This is a genomic window from Fictibacillus phosphorivorans, from assembly GCF_001629705.1.
Classification (GTDB): domain Bacteria; phylum Bacillota; class Bacilli; order Bacillales; family Fictibacillaceae; genus Fictibacillus; species Fictibacillus phosphorivorans_A.
In genome coordinates this window covers 3,493,071-3,517,982 of record NZ_CP015378.1, presented here as the reverse complement: position 1 = coordinate 3,517,982, position 24,912 = coordinate 3,493,071, and the positions used below count along the sequence as shown (strand labels likewise).

27 protein-coding genes are annotated in these 24,912 nt (G+C 38.5%); 23 read left to right on the top strand and 4 right to left on the bottom strand.

Annotation, left to right across the window (positions count from 1 at the left end; genetic code table 11):
- Positions 1 to 40 precede the first annotated feature (40 nt).
- From ABE65_RS18090 to ABE65_RS18030, 12 genes are all read left to right on the top strand, one after another.
- A complete protein-coding gene (locus ABE65_RS18090; RefSeq protein WP_066398014.1) occupies positions 41 to 436 on the top strand; it encodes a TIGR03826 family flagellar region protein in 396 nt (131 codons plus the stop codon).
- An 86-nt stretch (positions 437 to 522) separates the two neighbouring features.
- Complete coding sequence (gene flgM / locus ABE65_RS18085) at positions 523 to 789, top strand: flagellar biosynthesis anti-sigma factor FlgM (protein ID WP_066398012.1); 267 nt, start codon at positions 523 to 525, stop codon at positions 787 to 789.
- A gap of 10 nt (positions 790 to 799) precedes the next feature.
- Complete coding sequence (locus ABE65_RS18080) at positions 800 to 1,258, top strand: flagellar protein FlgN (protein ID WP_066398010.1); 459 nt, start codon at positions 800 to 802, stop codon at positions 1,256 to 1,258.
- Positions 1,259 to 1,276: 18 nt separating this feature from the next.
- Positions 1,277 to 2,815 (top strand): flagellar hook-associated protein FlgK, encoded by a 1,539-nt coding sequence (gene flgK, locus ABE65_RS18075; protein WP_066398008.1) that lies wholly within the window; start codon positions 1,277 to 1,279, stop codon positions 2,813 to 2,815.
- 10 nt (positions 2,816 to 2,825) lie between these two features.
- Complete coding sequence (gene flgL / locus ABE65_RS18070) at positions 2,826 to 3,722, top strand: flagellar hook-associated protein FlgL (RefSeq protein WP_066398006.1); 897 nt, start codon at positions 2,826 to 2,828, stop codon at positions 3,720 to 3,722.
- Positions 3,723 to 3,786: 64 nt separating this feature from the next.
- Positions 3,787 to 4,341 carry a DUF6470 family protein gene (locus tag ABE65_RS18065; RefSeq protein WP_066398004.1) on the top strand — a complete coding sequence of 185 codons (555 nt, stop codon included), beginning with the start codon at positions 3,787 to 3,789 and terminating at the stop codon, positions 4,339 to 4,341.
- 25 nt (positions 4,342 to 4,366) lie between these two features.
- On the top strand, positions 4,367 to 4,810 hold the full coding sequence (gene fliW, locus ABE65_RS18060) for a flagellar assembly protein FliW (protein WP_066398002.1): 444 nt from the start codon (positions 4,367 to 4,369) through the stop codon (positions 4,808 to 4,810).
- 3 nt (positions 4,811 to 4,813) lie between these two features.
- The gene (gene csrA / locus ABE65_RS18055) at positions 4,814 to 5,041 is read left to right on the top strand and encodes a carbon storage regulator CsrA (protein WP_066397998.1); all 228 of its coding nucleotides are present in this window, start codon (positions 4,814 to 4,816) and stop codon (positions 5,039 to 5,041) included.
- 144 nt (positions 5,042 to 5,185) lie between these two features.
- Positions 5,186 to 6,019, top strand: coding sequence for a flagellin N-terminal helical domain-containing protein (locus ABE65_RS18050; RefSeq protein WP_066397996.1), 834 nt, complete (start codon positions 5,186 to 5,188; stop codon positions 6,017 to 6,019).
- A gap of 136 nt (positions 6,020 to 6,155) precedes the next feature.
- Positions 6,156 to 7,385 (top strand): flagellin lysine-N-methylase, encoded by a 1,230-nt coding sequence (gene fliB / locus ABE65_RS18045; protein WP_066397994.1) that lies wholly within the window; start codon positions 6,156 to 6,158, stop codon positions 7,383 to 7,385.
- A 382-nt stretch (positions 7,386 to 7,767) separates the two neighbouring features.
- A complete protein-coding gene (locus ABE65_RS18040; protein WP_066397992.1) occupies positions 7,768 to 7,962 on the top strand; it encodes a hypothetical protein in 195 nt (64 codons plus the stop codon).
- 584 nt (positions 7,963 to 8,546) lie between these two features.
- Positions 8,547 to 8,861: a DUF5658 family protein gene (locus ABE65_RS18030; RefSeq protein ID WP_066397985.1), complete on the top strand. Its 315-nt coding sequence runs from the start codon at positions 8,547 to 8,549 to the stop codon at positions 8,859 to 8,861.
- A 64-nt stretch (positions 8,862 to 8,925) separates the two neighbouring features.
- On the opposite strand, the gene ABE65_RS18025 is transcribed toward ABE65_RS18030, so the two are convergent.
- From ABE65_RS18025 to ABE65_RS18015, 3 genes are read right to left on the bottom strand one after another with little or no spacing between them, the layout of a single operon-like run.
- Positions 8,926 to 10,722, bottom strand: coding sequence for a hypothetical protein (locus ABE65_RS18025; RefSeq protein ID WP_066397983.1), 1,797 nt, complete (start codon positions 10,720 to 10,722; stop codon positions 8,926 to 8,928).
- A 3-nt stretch (positions 10,723 to 10,725) separates the two neighbouring features.
- On the bottom strand, positions 10,726 to 11,205 hold the full coding sequence (locus ABE65_RS18020) for a prepilin-type N-terminal cleavage/methylation domain-containing protein (protein ID WP_066397982.1): 480 nt from the start codon (positions 11,203 to 11,205) through the stop codon (positions 10,726 to 10,728).
- Entirely contained in the window at positions 11,186 to 11,623 is a 438-nt protein-coding gene (locus ABE65_RS18015) for a type IV pilus modification PilV family protein (protein ID WP_066397981.1), read from the bottom strand. Before ABE65_RS18015 ends, ABE65_RS18020 begins: the two co-directional genes overlap by 20 nt.
- Positions 11,624 to 11,788: 165 nt before the next feature.
- Between ABE65_RS18015 and ABE65_RS18010 the strand changes: the two genes are divergently transcribed.
- The 11 genes from ABE65_RS18010 (at position 11,789) to ABE65_RS17960 (ending at position 22,795) form a co-directional block, all read left to right on the top strand.
- Positions 11,789 to 13,207 (top strand): hypothetical protein, encoded by a 1,419-nt coding sequence (locus ABE65_RS18010; protein ID WP_066397979.1) that lies wholly within the window; start codon positions 11,789 to 11,791, stop codon positions 13,205 to 13,207.
- A gap of 37 nt (positions 13,208 to 13,244) precedes the next feature.
- Entirely contained in the window at positions 13,245 to 13,982 is a 738-nt protein-coding gene (locus ABE65_RS18005; protein ID WP_066397975.1) for a PRC-barrel domain-containing protein, read from the top strand.
- A gap of 10 nt (positions 13,983 to 13,992) precedes the next feature.
- A complete protein-coding gene (locus ABE65_RS18000) occupies positions 13,993 to 15,384 on the top strand; it encodes a VanW family protein (protein WP_066397972.1) in 1,392 nt (463 codons plus the stop codon).
- Complete coding sequence (locus ABE65_RS17995; protein WP_066397970.1) at positions 15,381 to 17,045, top strand: GspE/PulE family protein; 1,665 nt, start codon at positions 15,381 to 15,383, stop codon at positions 17,043 to 17,045. Before ABE65_RS18000 ends, ABE65_RS17995 begins: the two co-directional genes overlap by 4 nt.
- Positions 17,046 to 17,053: 8 nt before the next feature.
- The gene (locus tag ABE65_RS17990) at positions 17,054 to 18,094 is read left to right on the top strand and encodes a type IV pilus twitching motility protein PilT (protein WP_066397967.1); all 1,041 of its coding nucleotides are present in this window, start codon (positions 17,054 to 17,056) and stop codon (positions 18,092 to 18,094) included.
- A gap of 1 nt (position 18,095) precedes the next feature.
- Positions 18,096 to 19,304: a type II secretion system F family protein gene (locus ABE65_RS17985; RefSeq protein ID WP_066397965.1), complete on the top strand. Its 1,209-nt coding sequence runs from the start codon at positions 18,096 to 18,098 to the stop codon at positions 19,302 to 19,304.
- Positions 19,305 to 19,334: 30 nt separating this feature from the next.
- Complete coding sequence (locus ABE65_RS17980) at positions 19,335 to 19,763, top strand: type II secretion system protein (RefSeq protein ID WP_066397963.1); 429 nt, start codon at positions 19,335 to 19,337, stop codon at positions 19,761 to 19,763.
- Between the two features lie 30 nt (positions 19,764 to 19,793).
- Positions 19,794 to 20,198: a type II secretion system protein gene (locus ABE65_RS17975; RefSeq protein WP_066397961.1), complete on the top strand. Its 405-nt coding sequence runs from the start codon at positions 19,794 to 19,796 to the stop codon at positions 20,196 to 20,198.
- Positions 20,199 to 20,377: 179 nt separating this feature from the next.
- Positions 20,378 to 21,361, top strand: coding sequence for a type IV pilus biogenesis protein PilM (gene pilM, locus ABE65_RS17970; RefSeq protein WP_066397959.1), 984 nt, complete (start codon positions 20,378 to 20,380; stop codon positions 21,359 to 21,361).
- Complete coding sequence (locus ABE65_RS17965) at positions 21,355 to 21,966, top strand: PilN domain-containing protein (protein WP_066397949.1); 612 nt, start codon at positions 21,355 to 21,357, stop codon at positions 21,964 to 21,966. Before pilM ends, ABE65_RS17965 begins: the two co-directional genes overlap by 7 nt.
- A complete protein-coding gene (locus tag ABE65_RS17960) occupies positions 21,953 to 22,795 on the top strand; it encodes a hypothetical protein (RefSeq protein WP_066397948.1) in 843 nt (280 codons plus the stop codon). Before ABE65_RS17965 ends, ABE65_RS17960 begins: the two co-directional genes overlap by 14 nt.
- Positions 22,796 to 22,847: 52 nt before the next feature.
- On the opposite strand, the gene ABE65_RS17955 is transcribed toward ABE65_RS17960, so the two are convergent.
- Positions 22,848 to 24,791 (bottom strand): acyltransferase family protein, encoded by a 1,944-nt coding sequence (locus tag ABE65_RS17955; RefSeq protein WP_231887823.1) that lies wholly within the window; start codon positions 24,789 to 24,791, stop codon positions 22,848 to 22,850.
- Positions 24,792 to 24,912: the final 121 nt, after the last annotated feature.

Sequence of the window (24,912 nt, the reverse complement as noted above, 5' to 3'; positions counted from 1 at the left end):
TATATACAGAAGATAGAAGTTTTAAGGAGCGGGAAGCGATATGGACAATTTAATGAACTGTCCGCAGTGCGGCAAACTTTTTGTGAAGTATTTACGTGAACAGTGTGATATGTGCTTTCGAGAAGAAGAACAGGATTATGATAAAGTATACCGATTTCTTAGAAAGAGCGAGAATCGAAAGGCAACAATAGTAGAAGTAAGTGAATCAACCGAGGTTGCTGAAAGTAAAATCATCTATTTCATACACCAAGGAAGAATTCGTGTAAAAGGATATCCGAATTTCACATATCCGTGTGATGGCTGCCAGGCGCCAATCAACGATGGTCGTTTATGCGAAGAGTGTAAAGCTCGTATCAAATCAGAGCTCTCACTTGAGGACTTAATTAGAAGAAAACAAGAAGAAGCATTACCTTCTTACCATACTGATGACAATTAACCTAATTTCTTTTGATCACTTAAAGATTTTTATCAAATAGCCGATAAATTAAATAAGATTAAAGTGTCTAGATGAGGTGACTAAAAATGCGAATCAATCATTTTAACTCTATTCAAAATAACCCATACACAAAACAGGTGCCCCATATGAAGGATAATCATGTTAAGGCTGCATACAAAAAAGATGAGATTCAAATTTCAGAAGAAGCAAAGAAACTCTTGTCTTCCTCAAAATTTGAACAAGACCGGACGAATAAAGTGAATGAGATTAAACAACAAGTGGATAGCGGAACATATCAAGTCAATGTTTCTAAAACAGCAGCTTCCATTATTCAATATTACAAGCAGGGTTAAGGAGGATCTCATGGAAACGGTACAAATGACATCACTTCTTGAACGTTTGCTTCAATCCCACACAGATCTTCTATCTCTCGGAGAACGCAAAACAGAAGTGCTTAAATCAGGAGATATGAAATCATTAGACGTTTTGTTAAAAGAAGAAGATCTACAAGTGAAAAGACTTCAACAGATCGAGAAAGAAAGACTTGTAAAGTTTGTAAATGTCACGTTAGGTGATGTTTTAGAACAAGTAGAAGAACCCCAAAAAGAACGATTGTTGAATCTGCAAAACCGATTAATCAATATCTATGATGATTTAAAAGATAGAAATCAGCTTAATCAAGTGTTGCTTGAGCAATCGCTTCAGTATGTGAATATGTCACTAAGTATGATGCAGCCTCAAAGTGAACATGTGACTTATAACCAAACGAAAAAAAATCCTTATCACAATAACGCGGCATCACTTTTTGATTCAAAAGCTTAAACCTACGGAGGAATTACAATGCGCTCAACCTTTCATGGATTAGAAACAGCCCGTCGAGGAATGTTTACACAGCAAACCGCTCTTCAAACGACAGGTCACAATATAGCAAATGCGAATACTCCTGGGTATAGCCGTCAAAGAGTAAACTTTGTTCAGACTGAAGCATATCCGGCAGCGAGCATGAACCGCCCTCAGATTCCAGGACAGATGGGAACGGGTGTAGCTGCGGGATCGGTACAGCGTGTTCGCGAAGGATTTCTAGATACTCAATTTCGAGGAGAAAACAACAAGCTCGGTTATTGGGATGCGAGAAGTGAAGCTCTAGAGAAGATGGAAGATATCATGAATGAACCTTCTGACAATGGTTTAGCAAAGACTCTAGACCGCTTTTGGCAATCACTACAGGATCTATCGGTTAACCCTGAAGATTCAGGAGCACGTTCGGTTGTGCGTCAGCGTGGTTTAGCAGTAGCAGAAACGTTTAATTATCTTTCAAACTCGTTAACTGCCATTCAAGGTGATTTAAAGTCGCAAGCTAATATCACGACAAAAGAGATCAATGCTTTACTCGATGATATCCAAAGCATCAATAAACAAATCAGTGAAGTAGAGCCACACGGCTATCTTCCTAATACACTTTACGATGAGAGAGATAGTCTAGTAGATCGGTTATCCACTCTACTAAATGTAGAAGTTACTACAAAGCCAAGCGGTGGCAAACCAGATCCACTAGCTGCTGGACTTTATGATATTAAAATGAAAGACAAAGATGGTACGGAGTTCACATTAGTAGATTCTACAAATGGAACGGTTAACCACCTTGTGATTAATTATAATGATGGAACAGGTGGAAACGGATTAGCGGACAGTGTGGTAGTAGGCGGAGGTATTCCAATTACTATCAGTAAATTTGCGGGAGGTAAGCTACAAGGTCTGATAGAGTCCTATGGTTACAACGACAATGGTTCTGTAAAAGGCATCTATCCAGACATGCTTACAAACCTAGATCAAATGGCTTATCAGTTTGCGACAGAGTTTAATAAAGTTCATTCTGCAGGATGGAGTCTATCGGAGATTGAGGCAGGTGCTCCTGCCGGTTATAATTTCTTCGACCTTGGAGGGGTGTCTGATCCGGTAAATCCTAAAGGTGCAGCAAAATTACTCAAACTTCATGATGACATGAAGGAGTTGGATAACATTGCAGCTGCAACTAACCAATTTGCTGGTGACGGTAGCAATGCTTTACGATTAGGTGATGTGAAGAATGCGCCACTAGATTTTCCAGGCAGTAAGTCATCTTTACAAAGCTTTTATGAAGGAGCAATTGGTAAGATGGCAGTTGATGCACAGCAAGCGGTTCGACTCACGAACAATTCAGCTGTATTGACGGATTCCGTTCAACAACGCCGACTTTCTGTAAGTGGTGTCTCCCTTGATGAAGAAATGACAAACATGATTCAGTTTCAACATGCTTATAACGCATCTGCTCGAAACATCACAGTAATTGACGAGATGCTAGATAAAATCATTAACGGCTTGGGTGTCGGCGGAAGGTAGGTGCAACTAAATGCGCGTAACGCAATCGATGTTATCTAATAACATGCTGCGACATATCAGTAATAGCTATGAAAGTATGGCCAAGACACAAGAACAATTAACAACAGGTAAAAAAATAAGCCGTCCATCAGATGATCCAGTCGTTGCGATGAAAGGCATGACTTACCGAACAAATCTAACAGAGGTTGAGCAGTACAAGCGAAACCTATCTGAAGCTTATAACTGGATGGATAATTCAGATGCTGCTCTTGATAAAGCAACAAGTGTGATGCAGCGTATTCGTGAGCTAACCGTTCAGGCAAGCAACGGAACGTATGAAGAATCTCAAAAAGGCATGATTGGAAAAGAAATTGAACAGTTAAAAGAACATCTCGTTTCTATCGCCAATACACAGGTTGCTGGGAAGTACATTTTTAATGGAAATGATACAACGAAAAAACCGGTTGATTTGAGCAAAACACCTTCCGTTTCAGATAATGGTAATACGGTTAACCTTGAACTATCTCAAGGTATAGAAGTTGCAGTTAACATCAACCCTAAAAATGTATTTACTCATACAGCGGGTTCTCCTGAAAGCGGTTTGTTTGGGGATATTAATGAGTTGAAAAAAGCCCTTGAGAGTACTTCAGGACAAGATATTAGTGGATTTCTAGAAAAGTTAGATTCTCACATCAATAATTTAGTTTCTGAACGCGCTGAGTTAGGGGCAAGATATAATCGTGTAGAACTAATTGATGCACGTGTTGGTGAGCAAGAAGTTATCGCGAATCGCATACTTTCTGATAATGAAGATGCGGATATCGAGCGTGTGATTACAGACTTAAAGATGCAAGAAAGCTTACACCGTGCGGCATTAGGAGTAGGATCTCGCATCATGCAACCGACACTTATGGACTTTTTACGTTAAATCTAAGAGAGCTATCCTTGTGATAGCTCTTTTCTTGCAATAAAATCTTTTGGAGGGATCAATAATGAATGTTCCTCAACTTAGACTAGAATCCACGAATGCTAGAATAGGACTACAAACACAGCAGCCTGTTCAAGAAATCCAACAAGCCCCCGCTGATTTGAAAATTAGACAGCCAAAAGCAGAACTAGAAGTGAATGTAACACCAAGTCAGTTAACCATTGATCAAACAGAGGCATGGGCTGACATGGATTTAAAACACATCTCACGCAGGATTGAAGAGTTTTCACAAAGAGGTTATGAAGATTGGCTATCTGGTCTGGCCCGGATGTCTCAAGAAGGCGATGACTTGATGAGGGTAGAAAACGGCGGCAACCCAATAGCGGAACATGCCAAAATGAATAGTGAAAGTCCGATGTATGAGTTTAACATTGGCTTTATTCCAAGAGCAAACAGTGTGAAAATCAGTTATCAACCTAGTAAAGTTCAACTAAATTGGCAGACTCACAAACCAGAGATTGATGTTACGATTAATAGACCTCAGCATCAATACACTCCTGGTAAGGTAAATATAAGCATGGAACAAATGCCTTCTTTAACAATCAACTGGACGACATAATAACAAAAAACAAAGGATGATTGCGATGATACTTCATACAAAATTTGAAGAAATAATAGAGATATCTGAGGAAGATATTTTGCATTTTGAACAAGGTCTACCGGGTTTTGAAGACGAAAAACAATTTGTTCTTTTGCCGATGGAAGGGACCCCATTTTCAACTTTGCAATCGGTGTCCACAAAAGAACTGGCTTTTTTTACAACAAACCCATTTTTATTCTTTACGGATTATGATTTTGAATTAGTAGAATCGGTACAAAAACAATTAAAAATAAAAGAAGAATCTGATGTGTTGGTTCAGGTCATCTTAACGATTCAAGAACCATTAGAAAAATCAACAGGTAATCTTCAGGCACCTGTAGTGCTTAATGTAAAAGAAAATCTAGCAAAGCAAGTGATTCTTACAGATAACAAATACCGAACACGACATGAATTATTAGAAACTAGCATTGTCGGACAGGAGGGTTAAGGAATGCTTGTATTAACCCGGAAGTTACAAGAGGCGATTAAAATTGGTGAAGATATTGAATTAACGGTCCTTTCTATTGACGGAGATCAAGTGAAATTAGGAATTTCAGCACCTAAATATATAGAAATCCATCGAAAGGAAGTCTTTCTTTCCATCCAACAAGAGAACAACCAAGCAGCAAGTATTTCACTTAACACATTTCAAGCATTAAAAAAGATAAAAAATACGTAAAACGCATTAAAGATGTTTCTGTTTACTCCGATATAATGTATGTAGGAACAAGCAGTACTTTTAACGGCCGTAAAAGTATGCATGTTTCAATAAAGAATCCAACCACAGGGACGTGGGCGGAACACATTCAAGGAGGAAAAAGAAATGAGAATTAATCACAATATCGCGGCGCTTAATACGTACCGTCAGTTGAATAGTGCAAATGGTGCACAGTCTAAGTCTATGGAGAAGTTGTCTTCTGGTCTTCGCATTAATCGTGCTGGAGATGACGCTGCTGGTTTAGCAATCTCTGAAAAAATGCGTGGACAAATTCGTGGTTTAGATATGGCATCTAAAAATGCACAAGATGGGATATCTTTGATCCAAACTGCTGAGGGTGCATTAAATGAAGTACACTCAATTCTGCAACGACAAAGAGAACTTGCCGTCCAATCATCTTCTGATACAAACGTCGGAGCGGATAGAACGGCATTAAAAGCTGAATTTGATCAGCTAACAACAGAAGTGAAACGAATTACTGATACAACTCAATTCAACACAATGAATTTGTTGAATAAAACTGCAGGAGGCGCTGGGGTCATTAAGCTTCATATCGGTGCAAACAAAGATCAAGTATTTGATTTGAAATTAGATACTGCGGGTGTTGACTTGACTGCAATTAATACAGCTTTAGCTGCTGAAGACATTTCCGATCAAGCAAAATCTGAAACAGCCATAGCTACACTCGATACACAAATTGCTTCTGTATCATCAGGCCGAAGCTACCTCGGTGCAGCACAGAACCGTTTAGAGCATACTATCAATAACTTAAACACGTCCTCTGAAAATTTAACTGCTGCAGAATCTCGTGTACGGGATGTGGATATGGCTAAAGAAATGATGGAACAAACTAAGAACTCTATCCTTTCTCAAGCAGCCCAAGCAATGTTGGCTCAAGCCAACCAAGCACCACAAGGCGTTTTGCAACTTTTACGTTAATAAGTTGAAACAAAAAGGAATGGGATTTCCATTCCTTTTTGTTTATATAGCCAAGCTAAGTTGAATTTTGTAGAGAGGAAGCTAAAATAGTTGGTTCTTCTCTAGAAAAATTCAGCTTTTAAAAGGAGAAGATATTATGGCATCAAAACTAGTGGACACTTTAACCCCTTCCTATTTAAATGAATTTACTTGCATTGGATCAGCGTGCGAAGATACATGTTGTTCGGGCTGGAGAGTAAATATTGATCAAGAAACATATAAAAAGTATAAAAAAGTAAAAAGTTATGATATGAGGTCAAGATTTGAAAAAAACATTACTCGAAATCGAACAAACCCTACTAAAGATAACGTGGCTAAAATGAAAATGGAAAAAGGGAGCTGCTCCTTTTTGAGCAAAGAAGGTTGGTGTGATATCCAATCTAGTTTAGGAGAAGACTATCTATGTAATACATGCGCTGTTTATCCAAGGCGAACAAATATAGTTAATAATTCAATCGAACAATCCCTAACTGTATCTTGTCCCGAGGCTGCTCGCTTAGTACTGCTCAATCAAGGCGGTATTGATTTTGAGGAAGGTCCCAAAAAGATATCTATTAAAGAATTTTCTAGTATCATAAATACAAGTAAGGGAACTATTACACACTGGAAAGACTTTATTAATGAATATCGATACATGACTATCCTGATTTTACAAAGCAGTAATTATACTTTGGAAGAGCGATTACTTGTCTTAGGATTGTTATATAATGAACTTGAAGAATGCGTAAAAAACAATAGACTTAATGAAATTCCTGAAATACTTGGGCAATATTTAAAAAGTGTGGAAGATCAAACGTTTAAAGGGGCATTTAAAAATGTTTCAAATCGATTAGATATACAGCTTCAGTTATGTAGAGAACTTGTAATATTGCGCTTGAACCAAGGGATAACTTCTTCAAGGTATTTGGAATGTTCTAAAGAGATGATGTTAGGTCTGAAAATTGAAGCGAGTACTACAAATGAGGAGTTACAGGATATTTATAAGGATGCATACAGTCAATACTATGTACCATTTATGGAACAGCATGAATATATGCTAGAGAATTATCTTGTGAATTACGTGTTTAAAAATTGTATGCCAATCGATTGCGACTTACCATTTACCAGTTATACGCGTATGGTTTTACATTATTCTTTAATTAAACTTCATCTAGTGGGAATGGCCAAACATTATGAAGGGTTAACTTCGGATTTAGTTATCAAATTAGTTCAATCCCTTTCAAAGACGTTTGAACATAATCCTAGCTATTTTGAAAAAATCATGGGTCTTATCAAAGAAAACAATATTATGAATTTGACATATATGTCTATATTAATAAAGAATTAAATTATACGTGTGTGATAGGGTGTATTTAGTTAAACCTCTTTACCATATATCCGCCGCGATTTTTATAGGATAACGTGCCTGTCACTCCCCGGATAAAGCTCCTGTGAGGAAACTCGGAGAAGGTTCAACGACTAGGGAAAACAGTTTAAAGCAGATGCTAGGATTATGAATCCCTTAAGGCAGAAAATACTGTTCGAAGTGCCCGGCTCCGTGAAAAACATGGATTAAGATATAGTCTATTCTGTAATCGAAAGATACAGTCGCAAAGCAAGCGATCCAGAGTTCTTCAACTTCTTCGTTAATTTTAGATTTAATTTTAGATTATTTGGAAGGGGCTCTGGTAATGCTGGGATCTCTTTTCACATTTAAGGGAGTGAATTAGATGAATATCGTTGAAGAATATGAAACAGTTATTGCGGGTGGACTTGTGAGTATAGTAGTTAGCTATGAACAAGACAAGCCTTTCCCTTATTATGCTGTAAGTACACATAATGTTGATGGTGCTGGAAAAACATTAGAAGAAGCAAAGATGAAATGTGAACAAGCAACTAAGATGCAAATAATAACGAATCTATAAGTATTGATACCAGAACATTAAAAACACGAGTATGTTTCTCTTGGTTTAAAAGTTGATGGGCTAACTAATAGCTATCAACACTTGCCACATTAAAAGTATAAATTTAAACATCGTGCATTTTATGAAATGCTAGAAGGGGAATCAACTAGAATAATAAGCATATATCATAAATTTGAGTATTCATATACATGATGTTCATCAAAAACGGGGCTTCTCTCTTCGGAGGGAAGTCCTTTTTCTATTTGTTGGGTGAGCTAGAGTGTGTAGCCTTTCAAGAAAAAATCAATACGAGTGTCAAGACATTTCCAAAAGTAGCACACATTCTAAGCAGAAGGTTGAAGGAAGTGAAATCCAATTTAGAGGATGTTGGGATTACATTTGACATTCGAAGAATTTGACCAAGATGCTGGAACAGTCTGTTCAGCCACACATAGGTAGCAAAATCAATTTAAAGTTATAAAGAGATCTCGTTTATAGAGGTCTTTTCTTTTTGTCGATATTCCTGTCGATTTTTGCAACACATTTCTAGTAAACTTTCTTTCTCAATATGGGTATACTTCATTAGTAGAGGAGAGTGAGCGGAGATGGAACGGCTTGTACGAATACAGCGACATTTGTGGGTTTGTTTGTGTTTAGGTCTCTTAAATGCGGCAGATGCTCTGTTTACTCATCAGTTGCTGCAAAAAGGTGGTAGAGAACTAAACCCGTTGATGCGTGGTATCTATGAATATGATCCTGTTATCTTTCTGCTAGTTAAATTCTTTTTTACGTATTTGATCATCGCAGTTGGATTTGTTCCTTTAAAGAAAAGAGTTCAAGTGTTACTCAACATAGCATTGCTTATTTATTCTGTAGTAATTATATGGCATATAACCATTAATGTTCTACTCGTAAGATAAGTAAAATTCTCTCTATAAATAGCATATAAAAAAGCCCACCAGAATCTCTGGTGGGCTTTAATAGTTATTTCAAATACCTATCTATTTTTTTCACAGATAACTCTGTTACTTTTGGTAGTCCTTCGGGTGGGTTTTGAATAAGATCTGGGTTATAAATGACTCTTAGCCGTGATTCATCAGGTGAGATTCTGTCTTGGTTATCATCGTATTTGTCTCTAGAACTACCTTCAGTTACATTACCTCTAGTAGCATTCAACACAACTTTTCTGCCAAATACTCCACCTTGTAATTCAACGTTAGATCCAACTCCGTAGATTTCCATTAAGTCCTCTGAATAAAAGAATCCTCTTATAATATTAGGATCATTTTTATAAACGTTGTTATTGGCAATCAGTATTTTTTTCTTACCAAAGAGTACTAATGATTTCTCATCTTCGTTCCCATTCTGAGTTCCTTCTAACCTAGCAAAACGGATCGTTGTTGTTCCTGTTACGTAAATCACAGAATCAAATTTTACATGTGAATTCCAGATCGTTAGGTTACCATTTACAAAGATAGGACCTTTTATCTCGAATTTCTCGTAGTTGTTAACATTATAATGGCCGTTAGCTTCAGGTTTTCCAATTGTTAAATTACCACCAATGTATGCACCATTTTCGAATGACAGTTGGTTCCAATTTGCGATTTTGTTCGGATGACTATTAAACGATACACTATTAGTTGTGCTCAAACGTTTAAACGAAAAGCTTTCCATAAAAGGAACAGGATTCACTGAATTAACGTATACATTTCCATTGTTAGTTCTGGAATTGGTACATCTGTTTTGAAGATCTAATATAAATACACAATTTGCAGGTGGTTTAGTAACTGTAAAATTCCTAGTTGAATCTGTAAAAAAGTAATCATCTTTTTGGTCGTCAATTTTAATCGGAGTGAACTTTGGTGTTCTTGTCTCAATTTTGGGAACGTACTTACTTTGAAAGCTTGTAAAAGCTGGACTTATAAAGTTTTTATCTAGTTTTTCATATTTTCCCTGTCCTAAAAATTCCTCGTACCAGTTAAGTGATGAAGGAAAATCTTTTTCTTTAATATGAACACTGTAGTTTGGAGAATTTTTTAGTTTATATAAATTCTTCAGCAAGATCAGCCGGGCTTTTTGAGAGCCTTCACCTTCCATACTCGGATAATCTGATGGAATCCAGTTTCTTGCCTCTCCTTCAATACCGTTATTGTGAGTCACTAAGTTACCTTCAACATAAACATCGCCTTTAATGGCTACTCCGCCATGTAGAAACATGTTTCCGTCATCGGTAGAAGAATTACAATTACTGCCCGTACAAGGGAATGGATTATACGAACCAAGCGCATAATTAAGTGCTTCAGGTGTTTGTTTACCGCCAAGCTGAATCGTTGAAATTAAGGTTTTTGTTTTTCCTTTTACTGTTGCCTGGCTATGTATAGTCATCGTTTGCGTTAAGTCTTCGGGATTCGTTGAGATTCTCTTACGATCATAAATCTTAACTTTAACGACACCGTCTTCTGCAGGAATAGTGGAGTTAGGCAAAAAAGCATCACTTGGTATGTCTACTTCATAATTATCTAGAAGGTTAGTTAGGGCTGTGTCGAATGCAGAAACATCCAGGTTTATATAATCTTTTGACCGAGTCTCTAGAAGGGTGGATACATAATCAATTCCTTTTTCAGCCAGTTCAATAGATTGAATTTGCGTTTCACGCGCATCTGTTTTTTTGACACCATTAAATGTTGTAGTGACTAAGGAGAGTCCTGCGACCGTGAAAATAACGATCATCAAAAGGACGATTATCAACGTATTACCTTTTTCAGAACAAAAGTATTTCATGCGTTATTCCTCCATTAGTCTAAATTGACTTTCTAGTTTTAGCTTTTTTGCATTGGCATTCTTGTTACTTCCAACTAACAGATCAATTTTAATACTTTTATCCACTATAGTTATTGTGGATCCTGAGAAATTAAAATCGTTAGAGCTAATCTGCCTGCCATCGATAACAGGCTTATCTTGTACGAATCCAATGGTTTTGCTCGTATTGTTATTTAATTTATAAACGAGATTATTAGGATCATTCACTGTTTCTTTCACTTTTGAAGGTGTTGCAGTGTAAAGTACTTTAATAAATTCTGACATGACTAAATCTGCTTCATCACGAATTAATGTTTCATTATAAATTTTGTTCTCTGTTTTTAATCCGTTGAGTAAAACGAAATAAACAGCAGTAGCGATAATGGAGAAGAGAACAAGGGAAAGTAAAGATTCGACTAAGGTGAAACCTCTTTGGTCTAAGTATCTAATTCGTTCTCGCAGCATCTTTTAAATACCCCTCTACAGATGTAGGATTTGGTTTCCCATAATTGACAAGAACTTTTGCAGAATATAGTCCTATCTCTTTATCGGCAGGTAATTGTTTAACTCTTATGGTTATCTTATATGGCTTATTATTAATATCCATCTCATATAAACTTTGGCAAGCAGAGGTTGAACAGGTGGATTTGGTTAATGACTTTTCAGACATTCCAGAAATCAAATTAATTCCATATGGCTCATGATTAATCTGTATACGCTCCAATGTCATCCGAGCTAGATTGGTAGCAACTAGCTTTGTGTTATTTCCTGCTGATATTTGGTTTGCTTGGTGAAAAAACTGCGAAATCCCTATAACGGAAACAGATAGGATCGTTAATGAAATAAGAACCTCTATTAGAGAAAAACCTTTTTCTGAAAGCATTATAATCATCCTTAACTGTTTTTTGGTCATAAAGACCTAGTAATAAAGATTTTACTGCTTAATTATACAATATTTTTTAGAAAAGTTTGATATTATTGGGTGATTTTTAGTAAAAATGTAGTATTATAGGTTTAATTAGCGAATATTGGAATTGAGGAGAGTTCATTGACACAAATTATTGTTTTGTTAGTAATCACATTAATTGTAGGTTCGCTGCTATATTTTTATCCTCCAAACGTTAAACGGCCATTAAAAATGACAATTCTAGGGCTAGCTTTTTTGTTGGCTTTAGGAGGGTTGTTTATTTTAAATAATTTATCTTTTGGATTAGCTCTTACTGCAATGATGTTAATTGCTTTCATTGCATCATATATAGCAGCAAAAAAATTCAACTTGGTTTCAGCGAGTACAGGGCAATCAGATATTGTTTTTTCTTTTTCCCAGAATGAAATAGCACCTGAGGAGTATGTTCAAGAGAATCTTATAGAACAAGATGAACACGCTGCTGCAATAGAAGAATTAGTAATGAGCAGTGAATTTGATAACGAGATAAAAGTATTTGAAGAAGGTTCATTGATAACTGAAGATTTACAAGCGTTAGACCCTAATGAACTATTAGATTTAGATATCGACGAAATTATAGCAGAAGAAGAAAAAATGAGTATAGATATCGTTTTGCCTGTAGAAGAACTGGAAACGGAAGACATACTCTCTGAATCTATTGAAGATGAATTCGAATTCTTAAAAGAAACGAGAGAAATATCTGATGAAGAGCTTACGAATATGCCTATAGCTACCGATATAGAAAATGAGGAGATTCTTTTACAACGCGCCTCATTATTAGAAGATTTAGGTGAAACGGACACAATAGTAGAGACACCGGATATTGAAATCTCATCACTCGAGGAGATCATTGAACCAACCGAAGAACTATCTCATGATAAGAACTTTATTTTGGAGGATAATGAATCATCAACAGAATCCATGCTTGAGGAACTACTAGAAGTAGAGGATACAGAAGAGTTGTTAACTGCGATTGAAGAGATAAACACCGAAGAAGCCCACATCATGGAAGAACCTATCATCGAAGTTGAAATCACATTAGAAGAGCCTATACAAGTTGAAGTTGAATCTGAAATTGAAGCAACACCTATGGAAGAAGTAGTTGAAACAGTAGAATCGGTTGAAGAGATAGAATCATACGAAGAGCAAGATGAGTTTTCTGTGTCGGATACAGAAGAAGTAGTGGCTGAAATAGAAGAAGTTGAAGCCTCTATTAACGAATCCGTTGAGATCAGTACACCTGATATGAATGTAGAGCTACAGGATATGTTTCTAAGTACCTTGCGCTCGTACGAAGAGACAGGCGATCATAGCTCTTATCAAGAAATGCTCGTCACATTATTGAACCAAAAATTATCAGACAAAGACTTCTATCTGTTTTCAAAACTATTGTTAGATTCTTATGTGAAATCTAGTGAATTAAACAGCTTCAATCCTTTAATTGAGAAAATGGAAGAAAAGCTAAGCATTTATCCTGTTATTGTAGAAGAGCTTCAAAGATACAAAGAAATGAACAAATAACATAATTATTTAAAACATAAAGGACTGGGTGAGTAATATGAAAAAAAGTAATCAATTTGTTGGACTGCCTATTATTAGTATTGCAGATGGAGCAGAAGTAGGACATGTAAAGTCATTAGTCGTTAATCCAAAAGAAGGTATGGTTGATTTCCTAACGGTTGAACATGCGGACTGGCAGATCAGCGTACGTGCGGTTCCATTTAAGAAAATTGTAGGTGTTGGAGAGTTTGCAGTAATGATTGAAGACAGCACATCGATCTTTGATTTAACAGAGATTCCGATCGCAAACGAACTTGTGCAAAAGAAAATTACTGTAGTTGGAGCTAAGTTGATTGATCGTAAAGGTCAACTGATTGGAGAAGCGACAGAGTTCTTTATCAACGAAGACACGGGAGCCATTCTTGGTCTGGAATTGTCACTACGCTCAAAGAAAGTCATCCTTTCATCCGAACAGCTTATCACTTATGGACGTGATTTGATCGTTATTAAAGAAGAAGCACAGTTGAACTTTTTAGATAAAGCTGAGTCTTTATTAGGTGGCGCTGTTGAAGTAGAAGAAGAGGTTGCTGTGTCTGTTGAAACAAACGAATTATCTGAGTTTCAAGAAAAGCAACTGAAATTATTGACTGGACGAACGACAACCAAAGATATCTTCGAAAGAAACGGTGAGCTTTTATTTCCGAACGGAACCACTCTAAATAAAGAGGATGTGCGGAAAGCTCAAGAGAAAGGACCTGCCGTTCTAGCGGAACTTTCCATGAACGTTGTGGGCTAAAGAGAACGCGATGGCTAAAAGAGAATTCAATCCCAAAAATTTTCTTGTGATCTTTGCATCCCTTAGCCTTGCAGCTCTTTTTCTTTTCTTTTTTAGTCACTTAGGGACAAAGGTATACTCTAATATTTTCGAAGAAGAAAAGTATGGTACGGGGGTTGCTATCGCTTCTATCCCTTTAGAAAATCTATCAAAATCAGAAGCGCTTCCACTGGTTAACGAAAAAGTATCACAGTGGCAAAACGAGCATCCCGTGTACTTGGTTTACAACGAGCAAAAAGTTAAATTGCCTAGTGATGTATGGCAGTTTCAGGTTGAAGATAGTCTGAAGAATCTTTCGGATAGTGTTTCACCGTTATTAGTAAACGTAAATAAGGAAACGGTTGAAAAATCGATACAACAACTTCAAGTTAGTGGACTTACAGAGTTATTGGATGAAGAGATGCTACATGCGCACCTGAAAAAGATAGGCTCTACTTTACAAACAAATGAACTTGAAATCCCAATAAACGAATTTCTCACTACGTTCGGACAAGCAGAAGAAGTGGTGAGTGAAAGCACGATTAAACTCCCAGGAGAGCATGTTCTTTTGGAAGATTGGGTAGAGGGTTTAGAAAATTATGAGATGAAACCAGGAGAAGTTTTCTCATTAATAGGAGCTCTAGAAGAAGTAGACATGACGGCACAAGATTCGATTGATCTTAACGTGCTGGCTAGTGGCATTTATGGAGCGATACAAAAAACAAACTTCAGCATCATCGAACGTCATACATCAAGAGAGCTGCCTGATTATGCGTCACTAGGATATGAAGCACTCGTTAAACCTCAAGACATGGATCTAGCTTTTAAGAATACAAATGCTTCGTCTTATAAGTTCAACTTTATGATGGATGGAAACAATTTAAGCGTTTCTATTGTTGGGGTACCACTTCCTTATACATATACCGTCAAAGTGGACAAGCAAGTATTTGAACCAAAGACTATTATTCATTTTAATGACCAGCTGGCATCGATTCTGAGTGCAGTTACCGTAAGTGGTGGAAGGGAAGGCTATCTGGCAACGGTCTATCGTAAATCGTTTGGTTCTGGTGGTGAGGAAGTGGCTTCGGAAAAGCTGGCAGAAGATTTTTATCCGCCGCGACATCGTATAGAGGAGAGAGGCTATCCGGTTGAGGAAGAGGAAACGCCTGAAACAACACCAGAAGAGGGTACACCTGGAACGCCTTATCCGTATCCTTTCCCGTATTATCCAGATCCGAATAATCCGATGAACCCTTATGTACCTGTAATGCCAGGTATTCCGGGAACTGACCCTTCGGATAAACCAACTACATCAAAGCCTGTTCCAGAAAAAGAAACAAATTCTAGTAATCCTGGTAAAGAGAGCGACGGTGAGATAAAGTGATCGTTCAAAAAAAGCGCCTTGGTGATCTTTTAGTAGAGTCTGGATTAATCACTGAAGAAGTTCTTCAGCAAACGTTAAAAGAAAAACGTAGCAACCAAAAACTTGGTGATGCTTTTATCGAAAAGGGTCTGCTGACCGAACAGCAGCTTATCGAGGTACTTGAATTTCAACTCGGTATTCCGCACTTAAGCTTGTATCGCTATCCCATTGATGAACAAGCAGTGGCAATTGTCCCAAGAGAGTTTGCTAGAAGACATTTTCTTATGCCGGTGAAAAAGGAAGCAGATAAGCTCTTTGTTGCGATGGCAGATCCTATGGATTTTACCGTTATCGATGATTTGCGATTAACAACTGGTTTTCAAATTGAACGTGCGATATCAGCAAAAGACGATATTATACGTGCTCATAACAAGTATTACGATATCGATGATTCTATGGACGAGTTTCTTGATCTTCTGCCACAAGGTGCGTCGTTGAGTGATGACAGCCGAATGACAGAAGAAGATTCACCAATCGTTAAGCTCGTGAATCAGATCATCCAGCAAGGTGTTCAGCAAAAAGCGAGTGATATCCATTTTGATCCTCACGAAACCAAGATTGTGATTCGTTACCGGATCGACGGGATGTTAAAAACGGAACGAAGTCTACCAAAGCATATGCAGAACATGCTGACGGCTCGTATTAAGATTATGGCGAACTTGAACATAACCGAAAGCCGATTGCCTCAAGATGGACGAATAAAGATGACACTGGATATGCATCCTGTAGACCTTCGTGTATCTACATTGCCAGCGATCTATGGTGAGAAGATTGTCCTGCGTATTCTTGATCTCGGTAGTTCGTTAAATCATCTAGAGAATCTAGGTTTTAACAAGCTGAACATGCAGCGGTTTACAAATCTAATCAAACAGCCGAACGGCATTATCTTAATCACGGGTCCGACGGGATCAGGTAAATCATCAACTCTGTATGCAGCATTAAACAAGTTGAACACAGAGGAAGTGAACCTAGTAACGATTGAGGATCCAGTTGAATACCAACTGGCGGGGATTAACCAGATTCAAGTGAACTCTTCAGTTGGTCTTACGTTTGCAAGTGGTTTGCGTTCTATTCTCCGACAGGATCCTGACATCGTCATGATCGGGGAAATTCGAGATACTGAAACGGCTGAAATTGCAGTTCGTGCGTCTCTAACGGGTCACTTAGTATTAAGCACGCTTCATACGAATGACTCAATCGGTACGATCGCTCGTCTTACTGATATGGGTGTTGAACCGTTCTTAGTTGCTGCATCGCTATCTGGAGTTATCGCTCAGCGGTTGGTCCGAAGAGTATGCCGTGATTGTAAACAAACGTTTAAAGCGACAGAACGAGAAAAAGAAATCTTCGCTAAACGCGGTATCAAGATTGAATCCGTTTCTCGTGGAAAAGGCTGCGGCATGTGCAACAGTACGGGATATAAAGGCAGGATTGCTCTTCATGAAGTTTTAGTTGTGGACGAGCATATTCGCCAGCTCATTATGAACAACAGACCAATTGTAGAATTGCGTGATTATGCGATGAAAAATGGAACTATCTTTTTGATTGATGATGGGTTCCTAAAAGTGAAACAAGGCTTAACGACGACTGAAGAAGTCTTGCGTGTAGCCATCAACGAGTAGGTGCTGACATGAAAGAAAAGCTGGAACAATGGCTGAGAGCAGCCTTTCAATTAAAAGCATCAGATGTTCACCTGTCTGTTGGGATGCCTCCTGTTTTTCGAATCAATGGGGGATTAAAACGATACGGTAGTGAAGCGTTGAGACCCGAGGATACGGAACAGATTTCACAACTAGTCATTGATGAAAAGTATTATTCCGATTTTGAAGAAGCGGGAGAAATTGATATCTCGTATGGGATTCAAGGATTATCGCGGTTCAGGGTAAACGCATACCGTCAGCGGTCCTGTGTGAGTCTTGCTTTTCGAATCATTCCAACTTCTATTCCCAGCATGGAAGATCTGAAGCTTCCTGAAAGTGTACGGAAGATGGCGGGGAAACATCAAGGACTCGTGCTTGTTACCGGCCCAACGGGGAGCGGTAAGTCTACGACTCTTGCCTCGATGATCGATTTTATGAACCGGACGATGAGTCGGCACATAATTACGTTAGAGGACCCGATCGAGTACTTGCACAAACATCGAACGTGCGTGATTGACCAGCGTGAAATTGGGTTTGATACGAACAATTTTGCAAACGGCCTTCGCGCAGCACTCCGTCAAGACCCTGATGTGATTCTGCTCGGGGAAATGCGGGATCTGGAAACCATTGCAACAGCTATTACGGCAGCGGAAACGGGTCACCTTGTTCTAGGTACGCTACATACGACAAACGCATCATCAACGATTGATCGAATCGTCGATGTGTTTCCACCGGAACAACAAGGACAGATCCGAATTCAATTAGCCTCCGTCTTAGTCGGTGTCATGTCGCAGAGGCTTCTTCCAACCAATGATGGTAAAGGAAGAAGAGCGATTACTGAGGTGTTAGTCAATACACCTGCTGTAGCGAACTTGATCCGCAATGAAAAGATTCACCAGATTCATAGTGTGATGCAGACGAGCAAGAACGCTGGTATGCATACGTTTGAGATGTCTGCCAAGGAAGCTCTTGAGCGCAACGAAGTTTCAAGAGAGTTCGTGGAGCCATATCTCCTGGAGAAGGGAGGCTAAGATGGCACAGTTTAGTTATGTAGGTCGTGACAAGAGCGGAAAAAAACGTACAGGCTCCGTTCTTGGGCTATCCAAGCGTGAGGCGGTTCTAAAGCTAAAAGAAAAAGGAATCGCAGTCACAGAAGTACAAGAGATGAAACAAACGCTGTTTAACAAAGAAATTTCGTTAGGCAGTCCAGTAAAATCTCAGCAGTTTGTCATTTTCTTAAGGCAGTTTGCAACATTGTTGCGAGCGGGTGTATCCGTTGTTGACTCGACAAGTATCATGGCTGCTCAGACAGAAAGTAAGGCGCTGCAAAAGGTGTTAGCAGATGTGGAAGAAGAGCTTCGGCAAGGTAACCCATTGTCTAATGCGATGAGTCGACACCGAAATGTGTTTCCACCGATGGTCATTAACATGGTGTCCGCAGGTGAAGCAGGTGGTAGTTTGGACGATACACTCGATCAACTAGCGACCTACTTTGAAAAGCAGCATTATACGAAGCAAAAGATCATATCAGCGATGATGTATCCAATGATAGTCGGAGTGGTGGCAGTATTTGTAGTAATCTTCTTGCTAGCTAAAGTTGTGCCAACGTTTGCGGCTATGCTTCAAGAAGCTGGAGGAGAGCTCCCAGCTATTACACGATTTGTTTTAGGAGCCAGTGATTTTGTGCAAGGTTTTTGGTGGCTTTTACTCATATTCTTGGTGTTATTCTATTTGGCACTCTTGATTATTCGTAAAAATAAATCAAGCCGATATTACTTTGATTATGTAATTTTGAAAGTTCCTATATTCGGTAAACTACTTCAGAAATCTGCACTTGCGAGGATGACACGAACGCTTAGTTCACTGTTTTCAAGTTCAGTTCCAATTCTGCAATCCTTATCGATTGTGGAAAAAGTGGTAGAGAATGAGGTAGTGGCAAAGGTGATTCGTGAATCGAGAAGTTCTCTGGAAACCGGTCAGCGATTGACAGAACCGATGAAAAATCATTGGATATTCCCGCCACTCGTAACCCAAATGATATCAATTGGTGAAGAAACTGGATCGCTGGATGAAATGCTTGCAAAAGTAGCAGATTTTTATGAAAAAGAAGTTGAAACGGGGACAGATCGCTTAAAAGCGTTGATTGAGCCATTGATGATTGTTTTCTTGGCATCTGTAGTTGGTACGATTGTTGTATCCGTAATGGTACCGATGTTTGAAATTTATAAAACAATTGGTTAATACATCAAAAAATATTGGGAGTGAACAAAGTTGTTTAATAAACTATTAAAAAAACACGCAAAAAATGAAAAAGGACTAACGCTCATTGAGTTGTTGGTAGTTATCGTTATTCTAGGTATTATAGCAGCTATTGCTGTTGTAAGTATAGGTGGAATTATTGGAAAAACTAAAGATAAAGCTGCAGTTAGTGAGGCAGTTCAAATTATTAAAGCAGCAAAGATGGCACATTCAACAGAAAATAATGCAACGACTTGGACAAGTACAGCGGAAGCTAATAACCCATTAAAAGAGTATGTTAGTAATTTAAAGGATAACGCATGGACTGTTACATTTGATGCGACTACAAAAACATATAAAATATCAGATCATGCAGCACTTGATGCTATGAAAAAAACAAATACTTCTCAAGCTGATCCTATTACAGAAGCACAATTAACGACTTATCTTGGTGGAAATTAATTCTACGAATTTAAAGGAGATGCAAGATAGATGTTAAAGAATTTTGAAAGATTTTTAAAAAATGAAAAAGGTTTAACACTGATTGAATTGTTAGTGGTAATTGTAATTCTAGGTATTATCGCAGCAATTGCGGTGGTAAGTATAGGTGGAATTATTGGTAAAACAAAAGAGAAAGCACAAGTTACAGAAGCGGTTCAAATTATTAATGGCGCAAAATTAGCATATGCTGCTGACAATAAAGCTTCCTCTTGGGAGAATTCTAGCTCTCTATCAGATTATGTTAATAATTTAAAAGATAGCGAGTGGAAGGTAACATTAGCAAGTGGAGCATATAGCATTGATGGACACGCAGCAGAAGCTGTTAGTGGGGTTGATACAAATACAGACGGTGTATTATCTGAAACTGAATTAACTAAATATTTAGGTGGACAGTAAAAAATAAAATGCTAATTCTCCTTTTCTTGAGAAGGAGAATTAGTATTATTCTTACGCACTAACATCAAGGGGAAACTGAAATTGCGCATCATTTTACGATTTCATCTATATAAGGTGCAATGGTCAAATGAATCGCTAATAAGTTAATAGTTTTGCATTCTAGACAGAGGTGAAAACATATGTTATTCAATCTAGGGCTTTTCAACAAAAAGAGAATCAACTTAATACTCCAAGATCATGTTATCCGTTATTTGGATTACCGTCACCCAGAAGATCTTGATGTAAGAGGTACTGGTGAACGTTATCTTCCTGAAGGATTGATTCATGATGGCCTAATTGCAGATCGTGAAACTCTTTTAACCATTCTAGAAGAGTGTGTAGCGGAGTGGGGAATCAAAGGTCGGGAAGTTCAGTTTTTAATCCCTGATAGCAAGCTCGTTATTCGGAAACATCAGGTTCCCACTAATCAAAAGGATGAAGAGATTAAAGGCTACTTATATATGGAGCTAGGTAATACCATCCATCTTCCGTTTGAGGATCCTGTATTTGATTATGTGTTACTTGATACAAATGAGGAGAAACGAGAGATTTTACTTTTTGCCGCTTCCGAAAGAATGGTACACGATTATTCATCACTGCTTACAGATGCTAAGTTAAAACCAGTTGTTGCCGATGCTTCATGCGTCGCCTTGTATCGACTTATTTTTATGAAGGATCTCGTTTCTGAAAAAGATCATACCCTTTGTCTACAGTTTGATATTCCTGCCGTTCAACTAAGTATCTTTCACCATCATAAGCCTTATTTCTTCAACCATCTAAAAATGGAGACTGATTATAAGAGCTGGAATTTTAAACAGCATTCTACTGGCGTACAGAGAATTGAATGGCAAGGTGATTCTGGTTATATACATGGATTAATAGAGGATAAATTGGTAGAGATAGAGCGCATCGTAAACTATTACAAGTTTACCATTAATCAAGGTGAACAGGGTGTAACGAAAGTTGTGTTGTCTGGTGAGTTGCCAGAGTTGTCATACATTCAAGAAAGATTGTCTTCCAAACTGGATGTACCCGTACTGACGATCAAACCCTCTGACACATTACTGCCTCCACAATTTGATGTAGTACTAGGTCTTGGGCTAAAAGAGGTGCAGCTATGTTAGTCGATATTAATCTTTTACCCGTTAAAGAAAGTAAATCATTAAAGACTACCATTCTATTAATAGCTGCAGTGACGTTGTTTCTAGGGTCAGCCACTTGGTTAGGACTCGACTATTATGTAAGTGCAGGCACACTGCAAGAAAAAGAACGACTATTAGAACAAGAAAGACTTCTCGTGCAAACGCAGTTGGAGAAACAGCAACAAGCAGTTCCACAAGTTGAATCAGAACCTTTAGCAGAAAAGATTGATTATATTCGTAATAAGAAGATCGCTGCTACAGATTTACTTCAGCACTTAGTTGCCCTGCTTCCAGAACGTGGTTTTTTTATGAAATATGAATACAAAGATAAGAAGACAATCTATGTTGAAGCTCAGTTTGATACACTAGCGGAAACTTCTCACTATTTATTTGAATTAACCAATTCTCCTTATCTAGCAGATGCTACAATTGAAAAGATGGAAACGACTAACTTTGAGGAAATCAATAATGGAGAAGATATGACAGCTATGGAAGAGTATCTGCCCCGTTATAAAAGTCTCTATAAGATTGAATTTGATAAAGAGAAAATTCTTGAGTTAAAAGGTGAAGAGAATGGCGGAGAATAAAAAGCTTCTTACATATGTGGGACTAGGTGTCATTCTTTTAATGGTTATAGGTGGAGTATATGGATACTTTGGATTACTGTCACCTTTGCATCAGAGAATTGAATCGGTAGATACAGAAATGAAACAGCAAGAGGTACTGTTAAAGAATGCTAATGAATCTGTTGCTGTAACTACACAAACGAGTGAAAATACATTTGCTCTACAAGAGGAAGTGCCGGTTAAGCCTCTTGTTGATCAACTGATGCTGCAGTTCGAGAAAGCAGAGGTCTTATCTGATAGCCTTATCCTAACGATGGACTTTTCAGATGGCGAAGCATCAGAAGAGGAAGAGGTTGTTGCTGAAGAAGAGGCTTCTGATAGTCCTACCCCTGAAGGTCCTGCAAATGAAGAAACCACTGAAACCGAAAATGCTGATGAAAGTGCTGAAAATGTTACCGAAGAAGTAGAAGATGAAGATGCAAACGAAAGCGATACGGTGGAAACAACTGAACCACAAACACCTGCTGTACCTGAAGTTTTACCTCAAGGCGTAAAAAAAATTACTGCTGAGATGTCAGTTGTATCAAAAGGTTATGAAGGTATTCAAAAGTTTATACGAACCATTGAAGAATTAAAGCGTGTCATTGTCGTAGAAGGCATTACGTTTACTGGTATGGAAGAACTTGAAATCGCTTCTGCTGATGCTGTTACCTACCAGCTCAAATACGAGATCACCATTTCAGCCTATTATTTACCGGAACTCACGGATTATTTAAAAGATCTTCCTAAGGGAGAGTTTCCAGCTCCGAACGGAAAAGACAATCCTTTAATCAACAATGACGATGAGTAGATATAGAAAAGCCAATCCCCGTATGTTTTTTTCGGATGATTGGCTTTCTTTTTTAATCAATATGTTTAATTAGAAATTCCGCATACTCTTTTGCACCAGTGAGCGTTAAATGCACACCATCGCTACCAATGTATTCAGGGTGAGATTCACTCATCTCAAACCAGTCTACGACTTTAACGTGTTTGTACTCATGTGCAACATTTGTGATCGTTTCATTCACTTCCCGCTGCCAAGGCTTTGGTACACGTGTCGTGATCATATAAATATCTCGATCACCAATTAGCTCAATCAAGTTATGCATTCTCTTTTCAGATAGTGGCCCGTTCGCTCCAAGCTCGATAACAACAATCTCTCCTAAACTGCCTGAGCTTTTCTTTTGTTGAACAAGATCTTCTGCTTCTCTAAACTGGCGTCCGATCTTCGCGTCCACTTTTGCATTTGGAAATACTTCCTCTATGTGAGGCGTCACATCAATCATGACGGAGTCGCCGATGACAGAGAGTGAGCGAGTATCTTGAACAGATTGCTTCTCTTCATCTGTTTCTTCATCGTTTGATGGTGCTTCTTCTGAAGGCTTTTCTTCAGGTTTTTCGTCTTTTTTTGGCGCATCAGGCTTCGGTTGGGGTCTCACCGTATTCTCTGTCGGTGGGTCTGCGTTACCAACTTTGTCTTGTATAGCAGAGATTACTTTACCTTTACTTAATGCTACTGAAGTTGTCGTGAAGCCGATCGCAGATACGCACATGAAAAGACCTAAGATGCAAGCTGTTAACACAAACTTTCCGATAAACGAACGCTCACGTTTCCATTCTCCACGTTTTACCACTCGACAGAATCTTGATAACGCACCTTTACGAATTGGATTCTCGATGTATTTCCAAGATAGGTTAGCTAGAATTAAGATGAGTACAACCTGTAATGTCGTTCTCACTAAGCTTGGTGCATCCGCTCCCCACTGAGGGCTCGTCAGAACAATCACTGGGAAGTGCCATAGATAAATGCCGTACGAACGGGTGCCAACCCATCGTAACGGTTTAAAGCTCAACCACGTGTTAAGTCTGCTGGATGGGTGGACCATAACGGCTACTACTAATAGAGCGGCAACGGATATCGCGACCATTCCACCTTGGTAGAGAAAGTCTTGATATTGATCCGTGCTTCCGAACATGTAAAAGATAAAAGCGAGTGCGGATAGTCCGACAAAGTCTAGTTTCCAACGAATCTCAGGTGGTAATGTGCTAGACAGTTTTCGGCTTGGCCAGATAACAGCAAGGCTAGCTCCTAGTAGAAGTGAGAACACGCGCGTATCTGTTCCGTAATAGACGCGGCTAGGATCTGCACCTGGTTCGTACAGAAGTGTCATCAGTGCTGCTGAAAGGAGAGCACCTGCTAGCATCATAGAAAACAGGGATCCTTCACGAACTTTCATTTTTAATAGAACGATAATGATTAATGGCCATAAAATATAAAATTGTTCTTCCACCGCTAAACTCCAAAAGTGAGTGAGTAGGGAAGGGGGGCCGAAGCTTTCAAAATACGAAAGATCTTGGAATATATACCACCAGTTGCTCACATAAAGGATGGCTGCAACGGTATCTTCTTCAAGTTTTTCAAGCATAGATGGCTCGAACAAGGTTACATATGTGACGACGACGAGAAGCATCGTAAACATGGCTGGCAATAACCTTCGGGCTCGGCGGATCCAAAAATTTTTAAAGTTAATAGAATTGGTTGTTACATATTCAGTGATTAGTAGATCGGTTATTAGATATCCTGATAAAACAAAAAAGACAGTAACCCCTAGCAGACCGCCTGCCGCCCATTCAAAGTTTAAGTGATAGGCGATAACTGCAAGTACGGCGATGGCTCTGAGTCCATCGAGCCCGGTTATGTATCTGTTCTTATGTAGAGGTTGTTCCATGGCTTTCGATTGCTTAACGTTTGAGTTAGGCTGTTGGCTGCGTTTTCGTTGTTGCTTCGATTGTCGGTGTTTCATTACTGCCAGAATCCTCTCGTTTTCAATTTTTCATTTTTTAGAGTATGTATTGCTTTATGTAAATGCCGCAGACATTATTGGTCATTTTTCTACATTTTTTATGTTCCTAAGCAACTATTTT

Excerpts from the sequence above, each read along its gene's own strand:
- ABE65_RS18090 (WP_066398014.1), top strand. The coding sequence starts at position 41 with ATGGACAATTTAATGAACTGTCCGCAGTGCGGCAAACTTTTTGTGAAG.
- flgM (WP_066398012.1), top strand. The coding sequence starts at position 523 with ATGCGAATCAATCATTTTAACTCTATTCAAAATAACCCATACACAAAA.
- ABE65_RS18080 (WP_066398010.1), top strand. The coding sequence starts at position 800 with ATGGAAACGGTACAAATGACATCACTTCTTGAACGTTTGCTTCAATCC.
- flgK (WP_066398008.1), top strand. The coding sequence starts at position 1,277 with ATGCGCTCAACCTTTCATGGATTAGAAACAGCCCGTCGAGGAATGTTT.
- flgL (WP_066398006.1), top strand. The coding sequence starts at position 2,826 with ATGCGCGTAACGCAATCGATGTTATCTAATAACATGCTGCGACATATC.
- ABE65_RS18065 (WP_066398004.1), top strand. The coding sequence starts at position 3,787 with ATGAATGTTCCTCAACTTAGACTAGAATCCACGAATGCTAGAATAGGA.
- fliW (WP_066398002.1), top strand. The coding sequence starts at position 4,367 with ATGATACTTCATACAAAATTTGAAGAAATAATAGAGATATCTGAGGAA.
- csrA (WP_066397998.1), top strand. The coding sequence starts at position 4,814 with ATGCTTGTATTAACCCGGAAGTTACAAGAGGCGATTAAAATTGGTGAA.
- ABE65_RS18050 (WP_066397996.1), top strand. The coding sequence starts at position 5,186 with ATGAGAATTAATCACAATATCGCGGCGCTTAATACGTACCGTCAGTTG.
- fliB (WP_066397994.1), top strand. The coding sequence starts at position 6,156 with ATGGCATCAAAACTAGTGGACACTTTAACCCCTTCCTATTTAAATGAA.
- ABE65_RS18040 (WP_066397992.1), top strand. The coding sequence starts at position 7,768 with ATGAATATCGTTGAAGAATATGAAACAGTTATTGCGGGTGGACTTGTG.
- ABE65_RS18030 (WP_066397985.1), top strand. The coding sequence starts at position 8,547 with ATGGAACGGCTTGTACGAATACAGCGACATTTGTGGGTTTGTTTGTGT.
- ABE65_RS18025 (WP_066397983.1), bottom strand. The coding sequence starts at position 10,722 with ATGAAATACTTTTGTTCTGAAAAAGGTAATACGTTGATAATCGTCCTT.
- ABE65_RS18020 (WP_066397982.1), bottom strand. The coding sequence starts at position 11,205 with ATGCTGCGAGAACGAATTAGATACTTAGACCAAAGAGGTTTCACCTTA.
- ABE65_RS18015 (WP_066397981.1), bottom strand. The coding sequence starts at position 11,623 with ATGCTTTCAGAAAAAGGTTTTTCTCTAATAGAGGTTCTTATTTCATTA.
- ABE65_RS18005 (WP_066397975.1), top strand. The coding sequence starts at position 13,245 with ATGAAAAAAAGTAATCAATTTGTTGGACTGCCTATTATTAGTATTGCA.
- ABE65_RS18000 (WP_066397972.1), top strand. The coding sequence starts at position 13,993 with ATGGCTAAAAGAGAATTCAATCCCAAAAATTTTCTTGTGATCTTTGCA.
- ABE65_RS17990 (WP_066397967.1), top strand. The coding sequence starts at position 17,054 with ATGAAAGAAAAGCTGGAACAATGGCTGAGAGCAGCCTTTCAATTAAAA.
- ABE65_RS17985 (WP_066397965.1), top strand. The coding sequence starts at position 18,096 with ATGGCACAGTTTAGTTATGTAGGTCGTGACAAGAGCGGAAAAAAACGT.
- ABE65_RS17975 (WP_066397961.1), top strand. The coding sequence starts at position 19,794 with ATGTTAAAGAATTTTGAAAGATTTTTAAAAAATGAAAAAGGTTTAACA.
- pilM (WP_066397959.1), top strand. The coding sequence starts at position 20,378 with ATGTTATTCAATCTAGGGCTTTTCAACAAAAAGAGAATCAACTTAATA.
- ABE65_RS17965 (WP_066397949.1), top strand. The coding sequence starts at position 21,355 with ATGTTAGTCGATATTAATCTTTTACCCGTTAAAGAAAGTAAATCATTA.
- ABE65_RS17960 (WP_066397948.1), top strand. The coding sequence starts at position 21,953 with ATGGCGGAGAATAAAAAGCTTCTTACATATGTGGGACTAGGTGTCATT.
- ABE65_RS17955 (WP_231887823.1), bottom strand. The coding sequence starts at position 24,791 with ATGAAACACCGACAATCGAAGCAACAACGAAAACGCAGCCAACAGCCT.